The following is a 21696-nucleotide window of genomic DNA, read 5'->3' as shown; positions in this document are numbered from 1 at the left end:
AAAACGTAAATTAGAAACAAAATACAACAATTTAAAACCTTCGGTAAGATATTTATCGCCGATTAAAAACTAAATACACAAATGAGCAAGAAACTTTTTGTAGCTATTTTAGCACTAATGATTACAGGAACAGCATTGGCACAAAAGCAAATTAAATCGTGGCATAAAAATGTGGTGATTGCCCACAGAGGTGCTTGGAAAACACAAAGCTTGCCAGAAAATTCTATTGCGGCGTTAAAGGAAGCTATTAGGTTAGGCTGTTTTGGTAGTGAGTTTGATGTTCAGTTTACCAAAGATGGTATTCCCGTAGTAAACCACAATGCAGATTTTTTAGGTAAAGATATTGCAACTAGTACATACCAAGAGTTGTTAGATTACAAAAAACTAAGCAACGGAGAAAATATCCCAACATTGGTAGAATACCTAAAAGCTGGAATGAAGCAGAAAAAAACAAAGTTGATTTTAGAAATTAAGCCTCAAAAAACGCAGGAGAGAGAAGAAGCTTTGGCGAAAGCAGTAATTGCTACGGTTAACGAGTTAAAGGCTGCTCCTTGGGTAGAATACATTACTTTCAGTCATTTTATTGGGAAATATGTAATTGCTAATGTGCCTGGGGCAAAAGTTTCTTACTTAAATGGAGAAATTGCACCAGCTCAGTTAAAGGAACAAGGTTTTTACGGATTGGATTATAATCAAAGCGTGTTCAAGAAAAACCCAGACTGGGTTAAGCAGGCTAAAGATTTAGGCTTGATCCTTAATGTTTGGACGGTGAACGCCGCAAAAGACATGGACCTGTTCTTAGATCATAAAGTGGATTACATTACCACTAACGAACCAGAACTGCTTTTTACTAAGATTAAGTAATTGGTTAAATGATAAATGGCCCCATTCGCACAACGGATGGGGTTTTTTGTTGAAAGCTGTTTAACGTTTTGCGGCTTTGCGAAGGGGGAGGGGATAACTAGCGCAAAAGTTAAACTTTGCGCACGAATGTCTAATTAAAGCACTTCATCCGTTATATTGCCAAATAGATGTTAGCTGTAGTTTTTTTGTCTATTGAACAACGTTGTCAAATGTAATAAAAATGGGAAAGTGAACAGCACAAGCCAAATCATCGTATGTCTAGGCAATATTTGAAATTTATGATTTAGCCAATAAATTGTCACGGTAAATAGAATACAAAATAAAGATTGTCCAACATTTACTTGCTCATCAGAGTAACGGTCAATATGGTCTTTCTTGTTTTCCTTAAGATCTCTTTTATAGTTGCCATTTTTACTTGGTAAAAAAGCAGCAAGTAGCATATAGTTCTGCATTATATAAACTGCTGATACGCCTAGTAGAAAATATTGAAGACCAATGTAAAATCCTTCTGAGAGATATGAACTTTCGATGTCTGGATTACTGAATACACGTATAATATTATCAATTGCAAACGTAAACATTATAATAGTACTCCAAATACTTAGGGTTAATCTGGTTGTTCTTGATAGATGAATATGCGTTAAGGCGTTAACAATTGAAAAGGTGGTTAGCAACAAGCCAATTGCCATCAAAGAAATTGAAAACCAATTATGATAGTTTGTAAATCCATAGTCAACAGCCCAATAGATTAAAGAAATAGAGAGCAGTAAAGTAATTCCTTCAGTAAGTTTCGCTGTTACTTTATCCTTGTAAGTAATTGCAAAAAATAGAGTGAATATGAAAATAAAGAAGTATGGCCACATCTCAATGTGGTTTTCAAAATTGTAAACTCGTTCACGCTTTCCTGGTAAAAAGGTAACTAAACTAAATAGATATGTTCCAGCAAAAATTCCGATTACAGTTTTCCAACTCCCCGAAACTCTTATGCTTTCAAAAAGAAGTCCAGCGAACAATGCTATTAGGCTTACAGAAAACAGCTTTCTGTCGCTAATTGAGGCTCTATAACCAATATACATTGTCAAGGCAAGCCCTAATACACTTGCAATAATTAAAAAAGGTGTAAGGCTAATTCCTGCTGATTTTCTTTTGGTCTTTTTACGTTTTGTTGTCAATGTCTGTTTTTTTTGAGGTTAATTTAAAATTACTGCCAACTTATATTTGCACTTTAATTTCTTAAATCTACAGAATATTTAAAAACTGTAAAGGAATGTTCTGCGCTATGTAAGTAAATTTTGCTTTGTTGCTCTTACGTTGTAAAATAAACCTTGGCGAAGCGGTTTCCCGATGTTTCGGTATTTGCTTACATTATTGCACAGGCTTTATCGGGATTAGCGAAAGCAAAGGACTGCTTTTGCCAGGAGCAATGATGGTGCTTTTCGAAAAATAGCGTTTAAAAGTGGGCATAAAAAAAGTCCCAACCACTAGGCTGGGACTTTTTCTTGGTAAAATATGATAATAATTAGATTACTTTCACATTAACGGCGTTTAAGCCTTTTCTACCGTTTTCAACTTCGTATTGAACTTTGTCGTTTTCACGAATTTCGTCGATAAGGCCTGTTGAATGTACGAAGATTTCAGCGTCACCATTTGCTGGTACGATAAATCCAAAACCTTTAGTTACATTGAAAAATTTTACTGTTCCTTCTTGCATTATATTATGTATTAAGTTTGCAAGGTACAGATTTAAATCTAATTACAAGCAAAACTTGATTTTTTTCAAAATTATAGCCTTTAACGTAGCTAACGATTGCCGGCCAAGCTAATGGTGATTTCGCTAGAGTGGGGAATGCCCATTGTTGTACCTGGTTTAATGAACAGTAAGTTTTTTAAATAAACGTCAGCTATGCCCTGTATCAATTTTTTACGGTAAGGCATATCGTCTGGCAAAACCCCCTGAATGCGGTTTACATATAAGTTCCCTTTTACATCAACAATTACAGAAAAGCGGTAACGAAATTGCTTGTACGATTTGTTGATTTCTATTTTGTACTCGGGGTACATGTAGGCGTAAGATTTTCTGTGAGCACCGCTATCTGCGTAGCCAATCAGTTTTACAGAAACGTTTTTACTGTTAGGCTTCAAATCTACAATCTCAGTAGCAGCAAAGGCTGTATCTGGGTTTGCTGGGTGTTTGTAGGTCTTTTCTGCCAATTTTTTAATAAATGCAGTGTCTTGCTTGGTAGGTCGTTGCAATTCTCCAACCGTTGTTTTTAGCACCTTTTCGATGTAGTCTTTCGTGTAATAGGTAGAGTTTACATCAGATACTTCTCCCTTTGCGATAACAAGCGCTTCTACCTGTAAGCGTTGTAAGATCAAACTGTCTTTGGCTATGGTTTTTGCCCTAAAGTATTCGCGAGCGAAGTTGTAGATCTGCCCATGATCGTGTAGCAAATAAAAAGCTTCCATGCCTTGTTTTTCTGGACTGTAGGCCAGCATCGTATCAGGAGCTTTGTGCTCTATAATCCAGTTTGGTACCAACATAAAGCCATCTTTATTGAACGAAAGGCCGTTGCTGAAACGTCTTTTCACTTCGTAAAATCTAATGCCATCTACATCTTTAAATGTTAAACCCGTATTTGGGTTTTTTCCATCTGTTCCTTTGTTTTGATTATTGCAGGCATATAGCGAAACGGCAAGTAAAAATAAGCAAGCTAAGCGGGTAAATTTCATGATGTATTTAAAGGTATTTGGCTGCAAAATTATGGTTTACCTTTGATAAATATAACGTTAGCTACCTTTCTTTCGCCTTCGTGGTCCCATTTTTTATTATCTGAAGGATGGTTGACTACGCCGTTTTCCCCGTAGCCAGTAGCCCAAAGTGCGGTAGAACCGCCCCCGTCTAAATTGATGGCACTGCTGCAGCCCAACCACTTCATAATCTTGGTAAGTTCAAATAGGCTTACTCCAGCAGATTCTTTTTGTCTACCATCAACAGTAAGCAGTAAAACGCTGCCATCGGGCTTAATTCCTATTGCACTGCGTGGATGCCTTGCTTTGTTGAAAGAGATTGAATCTAGCGTTTCGTTTTTATCATTTAAAATCAGCAGCGGACCACTTACCATCACGCTTTTATCGCTAAGTGATTTTTCCCAATTTTCGCTGCCATCCCATTTTTTAATGGCAATTTGCTGATCGTTTATTACAACAGCGGCTTCCTGATGAAAATTCCTTTTGTTGTTTTTATCTAACCTGGTAACGTTAATGATCGTGTCATTCACTTTTAGGAAATCTACCGAACCACCATTTTTCATGTCGAAGAAAGTACCGTTTATTACTGCATCAGCATTATGTTTTTTGGCAAAGGCCGATGTTTTGATGAGTTCTTTCTTATCATAGCCGATGTAAAATCCTGGCGCTTTTTTATGTTTTTTCACCTCAACAAAGCTAATGTATTGGTTGGCTTTAAATAAAGAGCTGTCAGAAAAGTGATGGGTATACACCTTGGTTTTTTTAGTAACTGATTTTTTCTCCCATTTGGCTTTTGAAAAGTTTAGAGAGTCTGCATCTTGAGCAAACAAATTGCCCGAAATAAGGGCCAAGAAAAGTACGCGAAAAAAAGGTTTCATTTGTGTGTTATATTCGTTTTTTAAGTTTTATCAATTTAATTAGGAATGATTTTTCTCGCCACACTTCTAGTATAACGCTGTAACCGTTCCTGGCTTTAAATGTAGTAGTAATTTCATCTAAAGAATAATCATCTATTTTTTTGAAATTGATAGAAGTGATTTCGTCTCCAACCTTTAGCCCTGCCAGTTCGGCAGGAGAATTAGGTTCTATTTTGTTGATCAAAGTTCTAGATGGAGGACCACTCTCCGTGTAAAGTTCTATACCAGACATATCATGCTCAAAAATTCGGCTGAACTTGTCATTCTTTTTGATATACATGCAGTCGTTACGATAATCGTAAATGGTATTGAAGCGGGTCAAAATTTCTGCTCCTAAGTTGGCATTACGATCTTTGTTTCTTAGTGAGTCGATATTGTATATCGGGTAGTTCGAAATTACATCGCTAAACTTAAAGCTACCTATTTTTAGAGAAGTAAGTCGTCCAATTCTACCTTTAACTTCTCCTGTTAAACCGTTGCCTAAATTAGCCTGCATGGTAAAATCCGGTTGAGGGAAAGGTTTCAAATCTATCGACTCAAGAGAAATAGAATGACTGGCACCACAGTCTACCAAGGCTTTTACGGTTTTTTGGCCTAAACCATCCTGTTCAATATTTAATAGTACATAAGGCTTGTTGTCGATCAGTTCTAGGGGAATGCGTTCGCCTTTCAATTTTGTTTTTTTCTCTGGAGAGATAAACCTTATAGTCTTGTTAGAGTAGCTTACTTTCACCGTAAAGCTATTGAAGAAATTGTAGCCTATTAATCCATATATTTTTTTGCCTACAAAACCCGATAAGGATAAAACATCGTCTTTTAAAAATACGGTAGGAATACTGCTAGCCTCAGCATCACCAACTCTTACACTGGTTGCGCCCAAAAAGGCATCTATACCTTCAAAGTTTCCATAACCACTAATTTTTATTGGGCGTGGATAGCTTACTTTCAAACTTTCTTTTAAAGTGGTGTCGGTAACGATCATCGGGCTAACGCCAGTATCTAAAATAAAATCAAAAGGTCCTTTGTCGTTAATGTAGATAGGAATAATAATCAGGTTTTTGGTTAGCTCGAAGGACATTGTTTGTTGCTTTCGGCCAGAGGTAAATTTGAAATCTTGCGACTTTACTGGGCGATTACCGAATAAAAAGCACAAAAAAACCAGAAACGCAAGATGTTTTTTAAAATGTTTGCTTGGTTTAATGCGGTTCATAAATCTAAATTAATAAATTAGTGCAGACTTATCCCCCTAAGCTGTTCTAAAAAGTATAAAGCCACCTTAGCTCATGATTAAATTCAACCTTAAAACTATTTTGTTTGGCAGTGCTCTCGCTGTAATTTCCTCCTTTTATGCCTGCAAGCCTAACCAGATCATAGCAAAAAAAGTATCGAAGGAATTTAAAAATTCCGAAATGCTGAAGAAATATCAGGTGGGTTTTGCACTTTACGATTTCGAAGGCAAGGAAATGATTTTCCAGAAAGATGCCGATAAATATTTTACGCCAGCATCTAATACCAAGCTTTTCACACTTTATGCAGGCTTGAAAATTGCGCCAGATTCTATTCCTTCGTTAAGATATATCGAAAAAGGAGACTCGCTTATTTTTTGGGGAACAGGGGATCCGTCTTTGTTGCATACTGCGGTAAAAGGTACTAAGGCTATCGAATTTTTGAGAAACACCAATAAGAAACTTTTTTTTGCCAAAGGGCGATATACTGGAAACTTCTTTGGCAACGGCTGGAGCTGGAACGATTATAATGACTATTACCAACCAGAGATTTCTGAGCTTCCGTTATTTGACAACGTGGTGCTCGTTACAGCTAAGCAAGCTGGAGATATAAATATTACACCTAAACATTTTAATTCGTGCTTTTCGGTAGATAGCAACAGCAAAATGACCAGGTTCAGTGTGCAAAGAGAGTTTTTAAACAACAAGTTTCATTATCCCTTAGTAAAAACAACTGCAAATTATGAGCAGCAGATACCTTTTAAAACTTCTACAACGTTAACACTTACTTTGTTATCTGACACCTTGAACAAAGATTTGCAGCTTGTTGATTATACAATGCCAAAAGATGCAAAAACGATCTACAGTTCAAAGAGCGATGATGTTTTTAGACAATTAATGCTACCTTCTGATAATTTTGTGGCGGAGCAATTACTTTTAACTTATGCCGATAAATTGGGCCTGGAACTCAGTACTTCTAAAGCAATCGCAGCCATTCAAGAAAAATATCTTACTGTACTACCTGATAGGCCAAAATGGATAGATGGCTCTGGGCTTTCTAGAGGTAATTTGTTTACGCCGAGATCGCTAATAAAACTCTTAGAGTTGATTTACACAGAAGTGAATGATCAGCAAAGACTGTTTGCGATGATGCCTGCAGGAGGAAAGTCGGGTACGCTTAGAAATGCTTATCCAAAAACAGATACACCTTTTGTTTTTGCTAAAACTGGAACATTGGGTGGGGTGCACAACCAAAGTGGCTATATTCTTACAAAAAAAGGCAAGTTGTTGCTATACTCTTTTATGAATAACAACTATGTGCAGCCAACTGCCGAAATTAGAAAGGAAATGGTAAGAGTAGTTACAGCTATCCATGATCGTTTTTAAGTTGGATTAACGGTTTTTGCAGTTTTGTGCGATAGGCTGCGTTGGCTTAGTTGTTTTTAAGGTAATATCTTGACGCATAATAAAATAGTTTTGCAGGTTCTTGCGCTTTTAAAAAACATTCCTTAATATTACTAAACTTAAAGGAATGGATAAAGAGCCATTGCTTTAACAGAAAAACCTAAAACCAACAAAACGATGAATAAACACTTACTCTATTTATTTGCATTATTAATCTTTCTAGCCTCTTGTAGTAAAAAAAACGATCCAACTCCAGGCCCAACGCCGGCACCTGAACCGCCTAAGCCAGTAACACCATATGTGCCTGATAATAGTTTTAAAATTATAGCGTATATGCCGAGTTATCGTGATCCAGCAACAGTTTCTGACGCCAAATATAAAATGATCACGCATTTGTTTTATGCATTTTTGGCACCAAGCACAAGTGCAGACGGTAGTCTACAATCGATCGAGCAACCTTCAAGGTTCGCAGCGTTAAGGTCAAAAGCAAAAGCAAATAATGTAAAATTTGGTATTTCTATTGGACCAACAGGTGGAGCAACAGAAAATACCTATGCTTCTATCGCTAGTTCAGCTACAGCTAGGGCAAACTTCGTTAAAAACCTTGTGACTTTTGCGGTGGCCAACCAGCTAGATGGCGTAGATATGGATTGGGAGTATCCAAGGACACCAAGTCTTACTGATCAAACACCAAATGGTAATTTTACCTTGCTTATGAAAGAGTTAAGTGCCGAACTACATAAAGTTAATAAATTTTTAAGCGCCGCTATTACGCCAGGGGTTTATGCTTCGACCAATAGGTATGCTATTTCACCAGAAGTTTACCAATATGTAGATTTTTTTAACATCATGCAATATGATGGCTCTGGTTATGACACTGCAGAGCCATTAAATCACGCTCCGTATAACATGAGTGTTAATAGCTTGAACTTTTGGCTAACTACCCGTAATATGCCTAAAGAAAAGGCAATTGTTGGGGTACCGATATATGGTAAAACATCTACAAATTCTAGTATAGCTTACTCATCAATTATCGCAGCGTCTAAAGCTAATGCCAATGTTAACGTGGCAACGGTTAGTGGAGTACAATATGGCTATAACGGTATTCCAACCATTAAACAGAAAACAACCCTAGCGAAAGATAGGGCTAATGGTATTATGTTTTGGGAGTTTGGTCAGGATACTAATGATGAAACATCGCTAATTAAAGCAGCAAATGATCAATTAGGAAGAGCCTATTAATGAACAACAATCAAAAATTTAATCAATTAGATCAAAGACTATCATCTAAAATAACAAATTATAATGAAGAATACCTTTATTTTGGGGGAACTGCCTATTTAGGCATTCCCCAGAGTAAAGAAATGATCAAAATTTACATCAAAGGGCTAGAGCTTTATGGTCTTAATAATGGCACTAGCAGGGGAAACAATGTTCAGCTGAGTATTTATGATGATGCTGAAATTTCCATTGCCGAAAGATTTGGTGCCGAAGCAGCGCTAATTACGTCGAGCGGTTATCTCGCTGCACAACTTACCGTGTCAAGCTACGTAAAGACAGGACATGTGCGTTACGCCCCAAATACACATCCAGCCTTGTGGCAAAATGAAAATCCAGCGATTACTACTGCGTTCAATGCTTGGGCTACAGCTATTGTGGCTGAAATAAACGGCAGCGCCGAAGAAAATTGGGTTTTGATAACTAATTCTTTGAATAACCTTATTCCCGAAATTTACGATTTCAGCTTCGTTCATCAGCTAAAACCTACCAAAAAAGTTGTTTTAATCATCGATGATTCTCATGGCATAGGTATACTAAATCAAGGGAATAGTGTAATTAGCAATTTACCAAAAGTAAATAATGTAGAAATAGTAGTTGTTGCTTCCATGGCAAAAGCATTAGGAATTGATGCTGGCGTTGTTCTGGGCTCAGAAAAATCGATAGCTACGCTAAAGCAGAGCGATATATTTTATGGTGCATCACCACCAGCTGCAGCAGGTTTGTATGCCTTTATTAAAGCTAACGAGATCTACCAAAACGCTTACCAAAAACTTCAACAAAACGTAAAATTGTTTACGCAAAAGCTAACTAATAAAAATGATTGGCATTTTGTTGATGACTTTCCTGTATTTTTGTCTAAGCAGCCAGCTATTGACGATCGGTTATTGGAGCAGAAAATTCTGATTTCCTCTTTTCCATATCCCGATCGGAATGGAAAGAATTTAAATCGTATTGTGTTATCAAGTTGGCATAGCGAAAATGACATTTTAAAGTTGGTTGCTGCTCTAGGCTAGCATCCTGCTAAGATAAAAAACATTTGGAATGAAGAAATTATTACTCTTATTGTTATTAGGTTTTGGTTTACAGCAAACATTACATGCTCAAAAAACGCTAAAGGTTTGGATTGTAAGACACGCCGAAAAAGATACGACAGATAAACAAGACAGAGACCCAGATTTATCTACCGCAGGCGCAGAAAGAGCCGAAGCTTTAAAGAAAGAGCTTAAAGGGCAGAGGCTTGATAGTATTTTTTCTACAGATTATAAGCGCACCAAATTAACCGGGTTTCCTTTGGCAGATATTACTGGCATCAGTATAAAAACTTACGAACCTGGAAAGGCAAAGGACTTCATTAAATCCTTAAAAGAGAATGCTGCGGGTAAAAAAATATTGATTATCGGCCACTCTAATACTGTTTTAGAGCTGATAGAAGCTTTTGGCGCTAAACGTCCAGTACCTTCAATTTCTGATAATGAGTATGATTATCTGTTTTCTTTAAGCGTAAAAGGGGATAAAGTTGATGTGAAGAGTTCCAAGTACGGGGCGAAAAGTAATTAAAGCTTTTCAAACGGGATATCCATCAAATCGTAATCTTGCCATCCAATAAAATCAAAGTGCCACCATTCGTTGTAAATCACTTTAAATCCGTTTGCTTGCATAGTTTTGATTAAAAAGTCACGGTTTTTAATGATATCTGCTGGTAAATTAGCATAATGTGGAGCAGCTGCTGCTTCAAAGCTATCGTATGGCGTCGGCATTGGCACATCTTTCCCTGTTTTAAGATCGATGATACTCAAATCTACAGCACAGCCTCTATTATGTTTTGAGCCCTTTGCCGGGTTTGCCACAAAATTCTTATCGCTTGCTTTTTCATAGAAAGATACGGTTACCGCGTAAGGCCTGTAGCCATCGTAAATTTTAAGACCATAGCCTTTTTTCTTCAGCTCTGCTTGTATTAACTTTAGTTTCTCTACAACCGGCTTACGTGCAAAAGCTCTCGCTTGTTTGTACATCACCTGCTTCATAAAGTTATCTTTTGTTGCATAGCGGATGTCTAGAACCACCGAAGGAATAGCTTTTTTGATATCCACCAATTCCAAATTTGGATTTTTAGCAACATCGGCCTTATAGACTTGGTAATCGTTAATAACTTTTAAGCCATATTTGTTTTGCGCATTTTGTTGTGCACAAGCACTTAAATTTAAGGTGGTAAGTAGGAAAAGCAAGCGTAAAATCATTGGTAGTAAGCTTTGGGTTAACGAAAAATTATTGATTTGAAAGTACGAGTAGTTCCAAATCTTTATAAGGTAAATTATACATATTAGCTAGGTCTTTATTGGTTAAATGACCTTGATAACAATACAAACCGTCCCTAATTCCTGGCTTGCTCCAAACCATATTCATTAGTCCGCCCATATCACCTATATCAACCAAAATTGGAGCGAAAATATTCGTTAAAGCATACGAAGCTGTACGAGGCACTCTAGAAGCGATGTTTGGCACACAATAATGGATCACATCATGTTTTACAAAAGTCGGCGATTTGTGGTTGGTAACTTCAGAAGTTTCAAAGCAACCACCTTGGTCTATACTTACATCAACCACTACCGAGTGCGGCTTCATTCTAGCCACAGTTTCCTCCATCACCACACATGGGCTTCTACCGTGGTCAGACCTAATGGCGCCAATCACAACATCGCAGGTAGTGATTGCCTTAGCCAACACGATAGGTTGCATTACCGAAGTAAAAACCCTGCTGCCCAAGTTATTTTGTAAACGTCTCAGCTTAAAAATCGAGCTATCGAAGACTTTCACCTCAGCGCCTAAAGAAAGTGCTGTTCTAGCTGCATATTCACCAACGGTACCAGCACCTAAAATTACAATTTCTGTAGGTGGAACTCCGGTAAAACCGCCTAACATCAACCCTTTACCACCAAAGGCGCTACTTAAATATTCTGCCGCAATAAAAATGGAAGTTGCGCCCACAATTTCGCTCATGGCACGTACCACGGTAAGCACATTGCCTTCATCACGAATGTTCTCGAAACAAAGCGCATTTATTTTTTTTGCGAGTAATGCTTTTAGTACTTCCGCTTTTAAGGTGCCAATTTGAAGCGCAGAAATCAATGTCTGACCTTTGTGCATTAAGCCAATTTCTTCAATGGTTGGTGGGGCAATTTTCACAATAACGTCTGCAGCCCAAACATCTTTTTTATTGAAGGATATTTGTGCACCTTGTTCACTGTAATCTTTGTCACTAAAGTTGGCGCCATCTCCAGCCCCACTTTCTAACATCACTTCGTGGCCATTATTAACCAACAGCGCAACCGATAAAGGTGTTAAGGCAATTCTACATTCTTGGTAAGATATTTCTTTCGGAATTCCAATAAATAAGCTGTTGCTTTTCTTTCCTGTTTCTAGCATTGCTTCTTGGGTTTGTAACAACCCTCTTTGAGCAATGGCAGCCATTTCATCGCGTAGTCCTGTAGCCATTATTTATGGTGTAGTTTAAACCTTGAAGATACGAAAACAACACGGTTATCTCAAACTAAAGGCTGTAAAAATAAAAGAACTGAACTGATAAAGCTACTCCTAAAAGCTATGAGAGATAAAAATTTTGAAAAAGAGCGGTAACAAACTAGAAGGTTTATGGATATGTAACCGTAACCAAAAATTATAAACACTATGAAAACAATATCTACACTAAGCATCATCTTGATTTTCACACAAATCAGCTTTGCGCAAGAAAAAAAACTATGGGTTTCTCTATCATCTGGATTAGCGAACACTACAACCGAAAATAAATCCAATTTAATTGGAAATGGTTTAAATATTGAAGGCGATGCTTTTGTTCCGTTTCTTCGAAAAGGCTGGGATGGTAGCGTAAAAGGCAGCAAATTTATGTTAGGAGTTAAGATTTCGGGAAATTACACTAGTTTGAAAAACTTATCTCCAGACAATTCAAATATTCAAGATCAATATCAGGTTTTTGGAGGTAGCCTTTCTGTTTCATCAGTACCAAGTGCTAAAACATCTGCTAGCTTTTCTGGTTTGGTTGGATTACAGGGCATGCTTTCATTTGGGAAATTGAATGTTTCACCATCATTAAATACTGGATATTTAAGCCTTAAAAAAGAAGGTTATGTGCAAATAGGCAATACCGCGATAAACGGACAAAACAGACAAATTAATTTAGTAAAGGTTGAACCACGAAGCAGTAACGGACTTGTTTTTAAACCGCAAGTGAAAGTGGGCTATAAAGTTTCATCGGACGTCTCTTTATTTGTTGCTCCAGCGATGGTAATGGGCCACGAATTGACACACACTGTACAGCAAAGAGTACCACAAGGCGGCTTTAATGATAGGAAAATGTATGAAACAGATCAATTGCTAAATGGTACTTGGGAAAGCAAGAGCATTACGAGTAACTTAACTTTTTCGGAGCTGAATTTCGGATTGTCTGTGGCGTTTGGTAAAAAGAAAAGTGGAGGCAAAAAACCAAGAAGAAGAGTGGAGGTTTTGAAAAGCAACAAAGAGGGCGACCCAAATGCAAATAAAAAGGTAAACGATGTCAATGACCAGCCCGTGGGAAAAGTATCTGTAAAGGATATGAGTGGACCTAAAACAGCAGAGGTAAACGAACCTAATTCGGTAGGTAAAAGCATTAGAACCGAAGGTGTAAAACGGGGAGAGGTTGCCGAATTAGATAACGCAGTGGCAGAAAATAAAAAGAACAAACCAAATCACGAGACGTCAATGAATTCTATTGGGAATGTGAAACGTACTACTAACCCGAATGATAACAGCAATGGAAAGAGTATTAGCCAACCAGGAGTAAAGAAAAATGATGTTGAGGCCAGCACAATAGAATCTGAAACAGTTAACACTGGAGGTACTTCGGAAAGTGCTGAGGCAATGAGGGTTGCGGGTCTAAAATCAAAAGGCGTGAAAATTAGTAGAGAAGTTGTAACTCCATCATCGGATAAAAGCATTCGTGAAAAGGGCGTTAAAAGAAGCCAAGCAGATAATGTAGAAGGTGGCGCAACTGTGGGCAAAGTTTCGGTTAAAGACATGAGCGACCCTAAAACAGCAGAAGTAAACGAGCTTAATCCAGCAGGTAAAAGCATCAGTCAAAAAGGTATGAAAAGAAGTGATACTGAGGCGAATGCTTCTGTTTTAGAAGCAGAAGCTATGAGGGTGTCGGGTATCAAAGCTAAAGGGGTTAAAAGAAGTGATATTGCGGCTGCGCCAGGAAGTCCAATAGGTGGAATTGTAGTTAAAGGAGGTAAAAACCCAGGAGGTAATATGCGACTAGTTTCTAACGGCAACGGAGAGGTAACACTAAATAGCTTACAAAAAGGAAGCTATTTGTTCCAGTTGAGCGGTGCGGAGCCGTCGGGTAAAAGCATTAGCCAAAAAGGAGTGAAGCGAAGTGACGCTGCGGCAATGGCTAGTCCGGGAACTCCAATTGGAGGAATAGTTGTTAAAGGGGGTAAAAACCCGGGGGGCAATTACATCAACTTAACCGTAAACGAGAAAGGGCAGGTTGGTTTTGATGTGCTGGAAACAGGAGATTACAAGCTCATCATCCAAACTCCGGAAGCGCCAAATACAAGTACTAAGAAAGAAAAGGTGGTTGAAAAAGCGACTTCAGGATTGAAAGATACTTTGAAAACAAACGTATAAACTATTCTACAACCTTAGTGAATTGAAATAACCGTTGCTCATTGCCAGTAACGGTTATTTCAATTTTTATATATTCCTCAGGCAATAATTCTTCTACCTTAGATGGCCATTCTATTAAACAATAATTTCCGCTGTAAAAATATTCTTCGTAGCCAATATCATAAGCTTCCTGTAGGTTTTTCAACCTGTAAAAATCGAAATGATAAACAGAACCATCATTGCTTTCATATTCATTTACGATAGAAAAAGTCGGGCTGCTTACTACATCTTCCACACCAATAACTTCGCAAAGCGATTTGATGAAAGTAGTTTTCCCTGCTGCCATATCGCCCTCAAAAATGAAGAACTTTTGTCCTTCGGCGAAAGCCAATAATTCTTTGGCAACTATGGGTAATTCGCCTGTGGTACTAATAGAAATAGATTTCATCAATGCAAAGATATAGCTTAGCCACATAGATACATAGTTCTGCTGTTGAAATTCTATGTGCTTATGTGGTTGTCAAATTACTTAGATCCGTAAGTTACAATAGGGATAATCATTTCTTCCATAGAGATACCACCATGTTGGAACGTTTCATTGTAATAATTCACAAACTGGTTATAGTTGTTCTGATAGACGAAATATTGGTCTTCTTTTGCGAAAATATAGTTAGAGCTGATATTGATCTTAGGTAATTTCGCATCGTGCGGATTTTTAATCAAAAACACCTCCTTAGGGTTAAAATTTAAATTTTTGCCCTGTTTGTAACGTAAATTCGTGTTCGTACTTCTATCGCCAATTACCTTGCTCGGATTTTTTACGCGAATTGTTCCGTGGTCTGTAGTAACAATCAGTTTAACACGTTTTTGAGAAATTTTCTTGATCAACTCCAACAACGGAGAATGCTCAAACCACGACAAAGTCAACGAACGGTAGGCTGCATCATCATTAGCCAATTCCTTAATCATTTGCATGTCGGTTCTAGCGTGCGAAAGCATATCTACAAAGTTAAACACAATGGCATTAAATTCATTGTGCATTAAGTTGTTTACCTGATCTAGTAGCTCTTTACCTTGATCGAAAGTTAGAATTTTGTTGTAGCTAAACTTGCAATCTTTTCTTAAGCTACGCTTGATTTGCTCCTCCAAAAATGTTTCTTCATGTAAGTTTTTTCCTCCCTCATCATCGTCATTTTGCCATAAATTTGGAAAGCGTTTTTCCATGTCTAAAGGCGTTAAACCTGAGAAAATTGCATTTCTAGCATACTGTGTTGCAGTAGGTAAAATACTCGAATAGGTATCTTCCTCTTCCAAACGGAAATACTCAGATATTAATGGGTTGATGATTTTCCATTGGTCGTATCTTAAGTTGTCAATCAAGATAAAAAATACCGGTGTGTTATCGTTAATTAGCGGAAACACCTTTTTCTTAATCAATTCATGAGAAAAAAGAGGTGCATCGCTACTGCCGTTAATCCAGTCCAAGTAGTTGTTCTCCACAAATTTCGAATACAGCATATTGGCTTCCGATTTTTGCATGGTTAAAATTTCATGCATCTGTGGGTCATCCAATTTCTCTAGTTCTAATTCCCAAAAAACAAGCTTCTTGTAAACGTCTACCCAGTCTTCGTAGCTTAGTTTGTCGTTTAGGGTCATCCCTATATTTCTAAAATCTTGCTGATAGGCTGATGAAGTTTTCTCACTTACTAGGCGCTTGTTATCGATCAATTTTTTGATAGTCAGTAACACCTGCTTTGGGTTTACGGGCTTAATCAAATAATCATCTATTTTAGAACCAATAGCATCTTCCATCAGATTTTCCTCTTCACTTTTTGTGATTAGCACCACTGGCACATCAGAGCGTATATTTTTAATGGCAGATAGCGTTTCTAAGCCTGTGAGGCCGGGCATATTTTCGTCTAAAAAAACTAAATCAAAATGTTCTTTTCCAAAAGCCTCAAGTGCATCATTGCCATTCGTAAAAGTGCTAACAGCGTAGCCTTTTTCGTTCAGTAATAAAATATGAGGTTTTAGTAAGTTAATTTCGTCATCGGCCCATAATATCTTCGTTTCCTGCATTTTATATCGTTTTTGTGTAATTTAAGAGATTTAAAAGCACTTAGCTTTTCTACTGTCGATAAAATTAGCAATTTTTGTACCGCATATACTTTTTTTAACCCTTTTTAAGATTTGAACAAAAAGAAAATCATAAACGATCCGGTTTACGGGTTTATTACCATACCAACAGAACTTGTTTTCGACCTTATTTCACATCGCTATTTTCAGCGTTTAAGGTACATTAAGCAGTTGGCTATGACCCACATTGTTTACCCTGGAGCGCTAAATACAAGATTTCACCATGCTTTGGGCGCTATGCACTTAATGAGTTTGGCACTGGAAGTGTTAAAAAGCAAAGGCCACGAGATTACTCCAGAGGAAGAAGAAGCGGCTACCATTGCAATTTTACTGCACGATATTGGTCACGGTCCTTTTTCTCACGCTTTAGAACATACTTTAGCACAAGGCATAAAGCATGAAGACATATCATTGCTGATGATGGATAAGCTTAATGAAGAATTTGGTGGACGATTGACAACAGCCATCAATATTTTTAAAAGAAAGTATCATAGGAAATTCTTTTGTCAGCTTATTTCTGGACAAGTAGATCTAGATAGGATGGATTACCTTAATCGCGATAGCTTTTATACTGGTGTAAGCGAGGGGGTGATCAGTTTTGATCGCATCATTAAAATGTTCAACATTGTTAATGATCAACTAGTTGTGGAGGAAAAAGGGATTTACTCGGTAGAGAAATTTTTGATCGCCCGCAGGTTAATGTATTGGCAGGTATATCTACACAAGACCGTTATCGCTGGTGAGCAGCTTTTGGTAAAAATTTTGGAGCGTGCTAAAGAGTTAACCTCAGAAGGTATTACACTTTTCGCCACTCCAGCCTTGCAGCATTTTTTAGTGAATAATGTAAACGCAGCTAATTTCTTTGAAGAGGAAATCCATTTGCAGCAGTTTTCTAAGCTTGACGATCAAGATATTTATGCTTCTGTAAAGGTTTGGGCAGATGCCGATGACGCTATTTTGGCTAAGCTTTGCAAAATGTTGAATGCGAGAAAGCTGTATAAAGTAGAAATTAGCAACGAAGCACCAGATCCGCAACGCGTAGAAAGAATTGCTTTTCAAACTTCAGTCGCATTAAATATTGATGAAGAAGACTTGTCTTATTTTGTGTTTACAGATACCATTACCAATAGAGCTTACAATGCCGAAAGCAGTAATATCAACATATTGATGAAAAATGGGACATTATCTGACATCGCAAAAGCATCAGATTTATCTAATTTAGAATCGCTAGATAAGACTGTAAAAAAGCACATACTGTGCTACGTTAGAGATATTTAAGCTTTTTTAACAAAATAATGATACAAAATAGCCGTTACTTCGTCTTACAATTACTAAGTATTGATAATTTGTTCATATCGATTTAACATTTAACTTTGTAACATGCAATTTACTGCCAAGCAGATAGGCGAATTTTTAAACGGAACAATAGAAGGCGATGAAAACGCTCAAGTGAGTACGCTTTCTAAGATAGAGGATGGCGCTGCTGGCTCGCTTTGTTTTTTATCAAACCCTAAATACGAGAACTTTTTGTATCAAACAGATGCATCTATAGTAATCGTTTCACAAGATTTTGTGCCAACACAACAGGTTAAGAGCACTTTAGTAAAAGTGAAGGATCCTTATAGTGCCTTTACTATATTGTTGGATAAATACAATGAAGTAATTAATAGTAGTTCAAAAGAGGTTGGCATACACAATTCATCTTATGTACATTCTTCAGCAAAAATAGGGCAGAATGTTTACGTTGGCCCGTTTTGTTGTGTAGAAGAAAATGTTGAAATAGGCGACAATACTATCCTATACGCACAAACTTATGTTGGTGCAAACAGTATCGTTGGCGATAATTGTATTTTGTATCCAGGAGTAAAGCTTTATAAGCATACTATTTTGGGCAATAGGATTACAGTTCATTCAAACACAGTATTGGGTAGCGATGGTTTCGGCTTTGCACCACAAGCAGATGGCTCTTACAATAAAATTCCTCAAATTGGTAACGTTGTAGTAGAAGACGATGTTGAGATAGGAGCAAATACCGCTATTGATAGAGCTACGATGGGCTCTACTTTCGTACGTAAGGGTGTAAAATTAGATAATTTGATACAGATTGCGCACAATGTAGATGTTGGTGCAAACACTGTTGTTGCGGCTCAATCAGGTATTTCGGGAAGCACGAAACTTGGAGAAAATTCAGTAATTGGAGGCCAGGTTGGTATTGCAGGGCACCTTACGCTTGGTAAAAGAACCCAAGTTGGGGCCCAAGCTGGAATAAATTTTAATACCGAAGAGAATAAACAATGGCACGGAAGTCCGGCCCAACCTTTAAAAGATTGGATGCGCTCCACCGTGATATTCAAAAAGTTGCCAGAAGTAGATAAAAGGGTAAGAGAGTTAGAAGCTAAAATAGCAGCGCTTACTGCTACGCTTGAGAAAATGACAACAACACAAACACAATAATGAACGTTAAGCAAAGAACCATTAAAGGCGAAATCTCAGTTAAAGGAGTTGGATTACACACCGGAGCAAACGTAACTTTAACTTTTAGCCCAGCGCCAGAAAATCATGGGTTTAAATTTCAACGCGTTGATTTGCCTGGCGAACCAATTATAGATGCTGATTGCGATAATGTAACCGACACCGCCAGAGGAACTACAATTTCACAAAACGGCGCAAGTGTGAGTACAGTAGAGCACGTAATGGCAGCTTTGGTTGGTATGGATTTGGATAACGTACTGATGAAAGTAGACGGACCAGAAACTCCTATTATGGACGGAAGTTCTATCAAATTCATAGATGCTTTAGAACAAGCAGGTGTTGCTTTGCAAAACGCAGATAGAGAATATTTTACAATTCCTCATAACATCATTTATACAGAGCCAGAAAGAAGTGTAGAGATTGTAGCGATGCCGCTAGATGATTATCGCTTTACCTGTATGATTGACTATAACTCACCTGTTTTGGGTAGCCAGCATGCTGGAATTACAACCATTAGCGAGTTTAAAAAAGAAATTGCTTCTTGCAGAACTTTCTGTTTCTTACACGAATTAGAATATCAGCTGCAACACAACCTTATTAAGGGTGGCGATTTGAATAATGCAATTGTAATTGTAGATAAGGAAGTTACGAAAGAAGAATTGCAGCATTTGGCTAAGATCTTTAATCGTGAAGAAATTGACGTTGCTCCACAAGGTATCTTGAATAATATGGAGTTACGCTATCAGAACGAACCCGCTCGTCATAAGCTCTTAGACATGATTGGCGATTTAGCATTGGTTGGCGTACATCTAAAAGGCCATATTATGGCTGCAAGGCCAGGCCATGCAGCTAATGTTGCATTTGCAAAGAAAATTAAGGCAGCAATTAAGAAAGAAAAAGGAAAGAAAAAATTAAACGTTTACGATGTAAATGCAAAACCATTGTATGATGTGGTAGATATCATGAAGATATTGCCTCACAGACAACCTTTTTTATTCGTAGATAAAGTATTGGAGCTAAGTAAAACTCACGTAGTCGGTGTTAAAAATGTAACGATGAACGAGGAGTTTTTTAAAGGGCATTTTCCTGGTGCTCCTGTGTTTCCTGGCGTTATTCAAATTGAAGCCATGGCGCAAACAGGTGGTATCTTAGTGCTTAGCACGGTTACAGATCCAGAAAATTACTTAACTTACTTCCTTAAAATAGACAATGTGCGCTTTAGGGCCCAAGTGCTTCCAGGAGACACAATTGTATTTAGATGTGATTTGATGGAGCCAATTAGAAGAGGTATTGCTCAAATGAAGGGCATTGGCATGGTTGGTGATAAAGTTGTTGTTGAAGCCGAAATGATGGCCCAAATTGTAAAAATAAAAGACAGCGAGACTACAAAATGATACAACCATTAGCATATATACACCCCCAGGCTAAAATTGCGGATAACGTAGTAGTAGAGCCTTTTGCAGTAATACATAAAGATGTAGAAATTGGAGAAGGCACTTGGATTGGGTCTAACGTGGTGATTATGGATGGTGCCCGTATAGGTAAAAATTGCCGTATTTTTCCAGGTTCGGTAATTTCTGGTGTGCCCCAAGATTTAAAATTTGCAGGCGAAGTAACAACTGCCGAAATTGGCGACAATACCACCATCCGCGAATGCGTAACCATAAATAGGGGAACCAAAGATAAATGGAGAACTGTAATTGGGAGCAATTGTTTGATCCAAGCCTATTCTCACATTGCTCATGATTGCCATATAGGTAGCCATTGCATTTTTTCTAACAGTACAACCTTAGCTGGTCATATTACCATTGGTGATTATGTAGTTTTAGCAGGTCTAGTTGCCATCCATCAGTTTGTAAAAGTAGGTTCGCACGCTTTTGTAACCGGCGGTTCTTTGGTACGTAAAGATGTACCTCCTTATGTGAAAGCAGCTAGAGAGCCACTTTCTTATGTGGGGATCAACTCTGTTGGTTTGCGTAGAAGAGGGTTTTCTTCTGAACAAATCAATGAAATACAGGAAGTTTATCGCGTATTGTTTGTTAAAAATAACAATGTAACTAAAGCATTGGATATGATAGAGGCAGAATTTCAACCAACTGAAATTCGTGATGAGATTGTTGATTTTATACGCAATTCAAATAGAGGTGTAATGAGGGGCTTTGGCTCTGGTAGCTAGTCTATATGCGGTCAGCATGAGCTAAAATTTTGTAGCCCATGCTACTTCATTGCCTTTAAAAGCAAACATTATCCTGATGAAAATTATACTTGAGAATTTAGGTAGAAGATTTAATAAAGAGTGGATATTTAGAGATATCAACTATGTTTTTTCTAAAGGACAGCAATACGCCATACTTGGGCCAAATGGTTCAGGGAAATCAACGCTGTTAAGTGTTTTGCTCGGCAATCTAACCCCTTCAGAAGGTAAACTTACTTACAAAGATCAGAAGGAAATTCTTCCAGAAAATATTTTCGGCGCTATTAGCCTTGCCGCCCCTTATATAGATTTGATAGAGGAATTTACTTTACAGGAAACTATAAACTTCCACTTTAAGTTTAAAAAATATCAAGAAGGCTTTAATGCTGCTGCGGTTTTAGATTTACTAGCGCTAAGCAAAGCTGAAGATAAACCCCTGAAATATTTCTCGTCGGGTATGAAGCAAAGAACGAAGCTAGCTTTAGCTTTTTGTACAGATTCGCCCATCTTAGTTCTCGATGAGCCCACCTCAAATTTAGATACACAGGGTACAGAATGGTATTTAAATCTGGTTGAAAGATTTACAAAAGATAGGCTTGTTTTAGTTGGATCAAATCAGTCTTATGAATATGATTTTTGTAAAAACTTGCTAAACATATCAGACTATAAAAAGTAAAATTTATATGATAAATGTGCCGAAATATAGGTTTAAACTTAACTAAAGCACGTCAAAAAAATATTTTAAAATTACTATTGTGAGATTGAAAAATAGTATATACCTTTGCGCCAC

The 21696-nt window shown here is 37.6% G+C and carries 20 protein-coding genes; 11 read left to right on the top strand and 9 right to left on the bottom strand.

Annotated elements, in window-relative coordinates:
• Positions 1-81: 81 nt before the first annotated feature.
• A complete protein-coding gene (locus tag AC23ME_RS02100) occupies positions 82-864 on the top strand; it encodes a glycerophosphodiester phosphodiesterase (RefSeq protein WP_487726092.1) in 783 nt (260 codons plus the stop codon).
• A gap of 170 nt (positions 865-1034) precedes the next feature.
• On the opposite strand, the gene AC23ME_RS02095 is transcribed toward AC23ME_RS02100, so the two are convergent.
• The 5 genes from AC23ME_RS02095 to AC23ME_RS02075 form a co-directional block, all read right to left on the bottom strand.
• Positions 1035-2036 carry a hypothetical protein gene (locus AC23ME_RS02095; RefSeq protein ID WP_487726091.1) on the bottom strand — a complete coding sequence of 334 codons (1002 nt, stop codon included), beginning with the start codon at positions 2034-2036 and terminating at the stop codon, positions 1035-1037.
• Between the two features lie 347 nt (positions 2037-2383).
• Positions 2384-2575, bottom strand: a complete 192-nt coding sequence (locus tag AC23ME_RS02090) for a cold-shock protein (protein WP_097133796.1) — start codon at positions 2573-2575, stop codon at positions 2384-2386.
• An 89-nt stretch (positions 2576-2664) separates the two neighbouring features.
• Positions 2665-3594 carry a hypothetical protein gene (locus AC23ME_RS02085; protein ID WP_487726090.1) on the bottom strand — a complete coding sequence of 310 codons (930 nt, stop codon included), beginning with the start codon at positions 3592-3594 and terminating at the stop codon, positions 2665-2667.
• A 29-nt stretch (positions 3595-3623) separates the two neighbouring features.
• Positions 3624-4490 carry a phosphodiester glycosidase family protein gene (locus tag AC23ME_RS02080; RefSeq protein WP_487726089.1) on the bottom strand — a complete coding sequence of 289 codons (867 nt, stop codon included), beginning with the start codon at positions 4488-4490 and terminating at the stop codon, positions 3624-3626.
• A gap of 7 nt (positions 4491-4497) precedes the next feature.
• On the bottom strand, positions 4498-5607 hold the full coding sequence (locus AC23ME_RS02075; protein ID WP_487726088.1) for a retropepsin-like aspartic protease: 1110 nt from the start codon (positions 5605-5607) through the stop codon (positions 4498-4500).
• Positions 5608-5812: 205 nt separating this feature from the next.
• Here AC23ME_RS02075 and AC23ME_RS02070 point away from each other — a divergent pair, with 205 nt between their 5' ends.
• The 4 genes from AC23ME_RS02070 (at position 5813) to AC23ME_RS02055 (ending at position 9997) form a co-directional block, all read left to right on the top strand.
• Positions 5813-7141, top strand: coding sequence for a D-alanyl-D-alanine carboxypeptidase/D-alanyl-D-alanine-endopeptidase (locus AC23ME_RS02070; protein ID WP_487726087.1), 1329 nt, complete (start codon positions 5813-5815; stop codon positions 7139-7141).
• A gap of 195 nt (positions 7142-7336) precedes the next feature.
• Positions 7337-8401: a glycosyl hydrolase family 18 protein gene (locus AC23ME_RS02065; protein ID WP_487726086.1), complete on the top strand. Its 1065-nt coding sequence runs from the start codon at positions 7337-7339 to the stop codon at positions 8399-8401.
• Positions 8401-9453: an aminotransferase class I/II-fold pyridoxal phosphate-dependent enzyme gene (locus tag AC23ME_RS02060; RefSeq protein ID WP_487726085.1), complete on the top strand. Its 1053-nt coding sequence runs from the start codon at positions 8401-8403 to the stop codon at positions 9451-9453. The genes AC23ME_RS02065 and AC23ME_RS02060 overlap by 1 nt, the downstream gene beginning before the upstream one ends.
• A 28-nt stretch (positions 9454-9481) precedes the next feature.
• Positions 9482-9997: a SixA phosphatase family protein gene (locus AC23ME_RS02055; protein ID WP_487726084.1), complete on the top strand. Its 516-nt coding sequence runs from the start codon at positions 9482-9484 to the stop codon at positions 9995-9997.
• On the opposite strand, the gene AC23ME_RS02050 is transcribed toward AC23ME_RS02055, so the two are convergent.
• Together AC23ME_RS02050 and AC23ME_RS02045 are read right to left on the bottom strand one after the other, a co-directional pair.
• Positions 9994-10677 (bottom strand): M15 family metallopeptidase, encoded by a 684-nt coding sequence (locus AC23ME_RS02050; protein ID WP_487726083.1) that lies wholly within the window; start codon positions 10675-10677, stop codon positions 9994-9996. The genes AC23ME_RS02055 and AC23ME_RS02050 overlap by 4 nt on opposite strands.
• A 28-nt stretch (positions 10678-10705) precedes the next feature.
• The gene (locus AC23ME_RS02045; protein ID WP_487726082.1) at positions 10706-11932 is read right to left on the bottom strand and encodes an alanine dehydrogenase; all 1227 of its coding nucleotides are present in this window, start codon (positions 11930-11932) and stop codon (positions 10706-10708) included.
• A gap of 192 nt (positions 11933-12124) precedes the next feature.
• Here AC23ME_RS02045 and AC23ME_RS02040 point away from each other — a divergent pair, with 192 nt between their 5' ends.
• Complete coding sequence (locus AC23ME_RS02040) at positions 12125-14125, top strand: hypothetical protein (RefSeq protein WP_487726081.1); 2001 nt, start codon at positions 12125-12127, stop codon at positions 14123-14125.
• Between the two features lies 1 nt (position 14126).
• On the opposite strand, the gene tsaE is transcribed toward AC23ME_RS02040, so the two are convergent.
• On the bottom strand, positions 14127-14552 hold the full coding sequence (tsaE, locus tag AC23ME_RS02035) for a tRNA (adenosine(37)-N6)-threonylcarbamoyltransferase complex ATPase subunit type 1 TsaE (RefSeq protein ID WP_487726080.1): 426 nt from the start codon (positions 14550-14552) through the stop codon (positions 14127-14129).
• A 77-nt stretch (positions 14553-14629) separates the two neighbouring features.
• Positions 14630-16183, bottom strand: a complete 1554-nt coding sequence (gene porX, locus AC23ME_RS02030; RefSeq protein ID WP_487726079.1) for a T9SS response regulator signal transducer PorX — start codon at positions 16181-16183, stop codon at positions 14630-14632.
• A gap of 111 nt (positions 16184-16294) precedes the next feature.
• Here porX and AC23ME_RS02025 point away from each other — a divergent pair, with 111 nt between their 5' ends.
• From AC23ME_RS02025 to AC23ME_RS02005, 5 genes are all read left to right on the top strand, one after another.
• Positions 16295-17518, top strand: coding sequence for an HD domain-containing protein (locus AC23ME_RS02025; protein ID WP_487726078.1), 1224 nt, complete (start codon positions 16295-16297; stop codon positions 17516-17518).
• A gap of 102 nt (positions 17519-17620) precedes the next feature.
• Positions 17621-18694, top strand: a complete 1074-nt coding sequence (lpxD, locus tag AC23ME_RS02020) for a UDP-3-O-(3-hydroxymyristoyl)glucosamine N-acyltransferase (protein WP_487726077.1) — start codon at positions 17621-17623, stop codon at positions 18692-18694.
• The gene (locus AC23ME_RS02015; RefSeq protein WP_487726076.1) at positions 18694-20106 is read left to right on the top strand and encodes a bifunctional UDP-3-O-[3-hydroxymyristoyl] N-acetylglucosamine deacetylase/3-hydroxyacyl-ACP dehydratase; all 1413 of its coding nucleotides are present in this window, start codon (positions 18694-18696) and stop codon (positions 20104-20106) included. Before lpxD ends, AC23ME_RS02015 begins: the two co-directional genes overlap by 1 nt.
• A complete protein-coding gene (gene lpxA, locus AC23ME_RS02010) occupies positions 20103-20888 on the top strand; it encodes an acyl-ACP--UDP-N-acetylglucosamine O-acyltransferase (RefSeq protein ID WP_487726075.1) in 786 nt (261 codons plus the stop codon). Before AC23ME_RS02015 ends, lpxA begins: the two co-directional genes overlap by 4 nt.
• 76 nt (positions 20889-20964) lie before the next feature.
• A complete protein-coding gene (locus AC23ME_RS02005) occupies positions 20965-21582 on the top strand; it encodes an ABC transporter ATP-binding protein (protein WP_487726074.1) in 618 nt (205 codons plus the stop codon).
• Positions 21583-21696 lie beyond the last annotated feature (114 nt).

The sequence above is a fragment of the Pedobacter sp. T50_32 genome (genome assembly GCF_057652195.1).
This window is presented reverse-complemented; position numbering and strand designations above follow the sequence as displayed.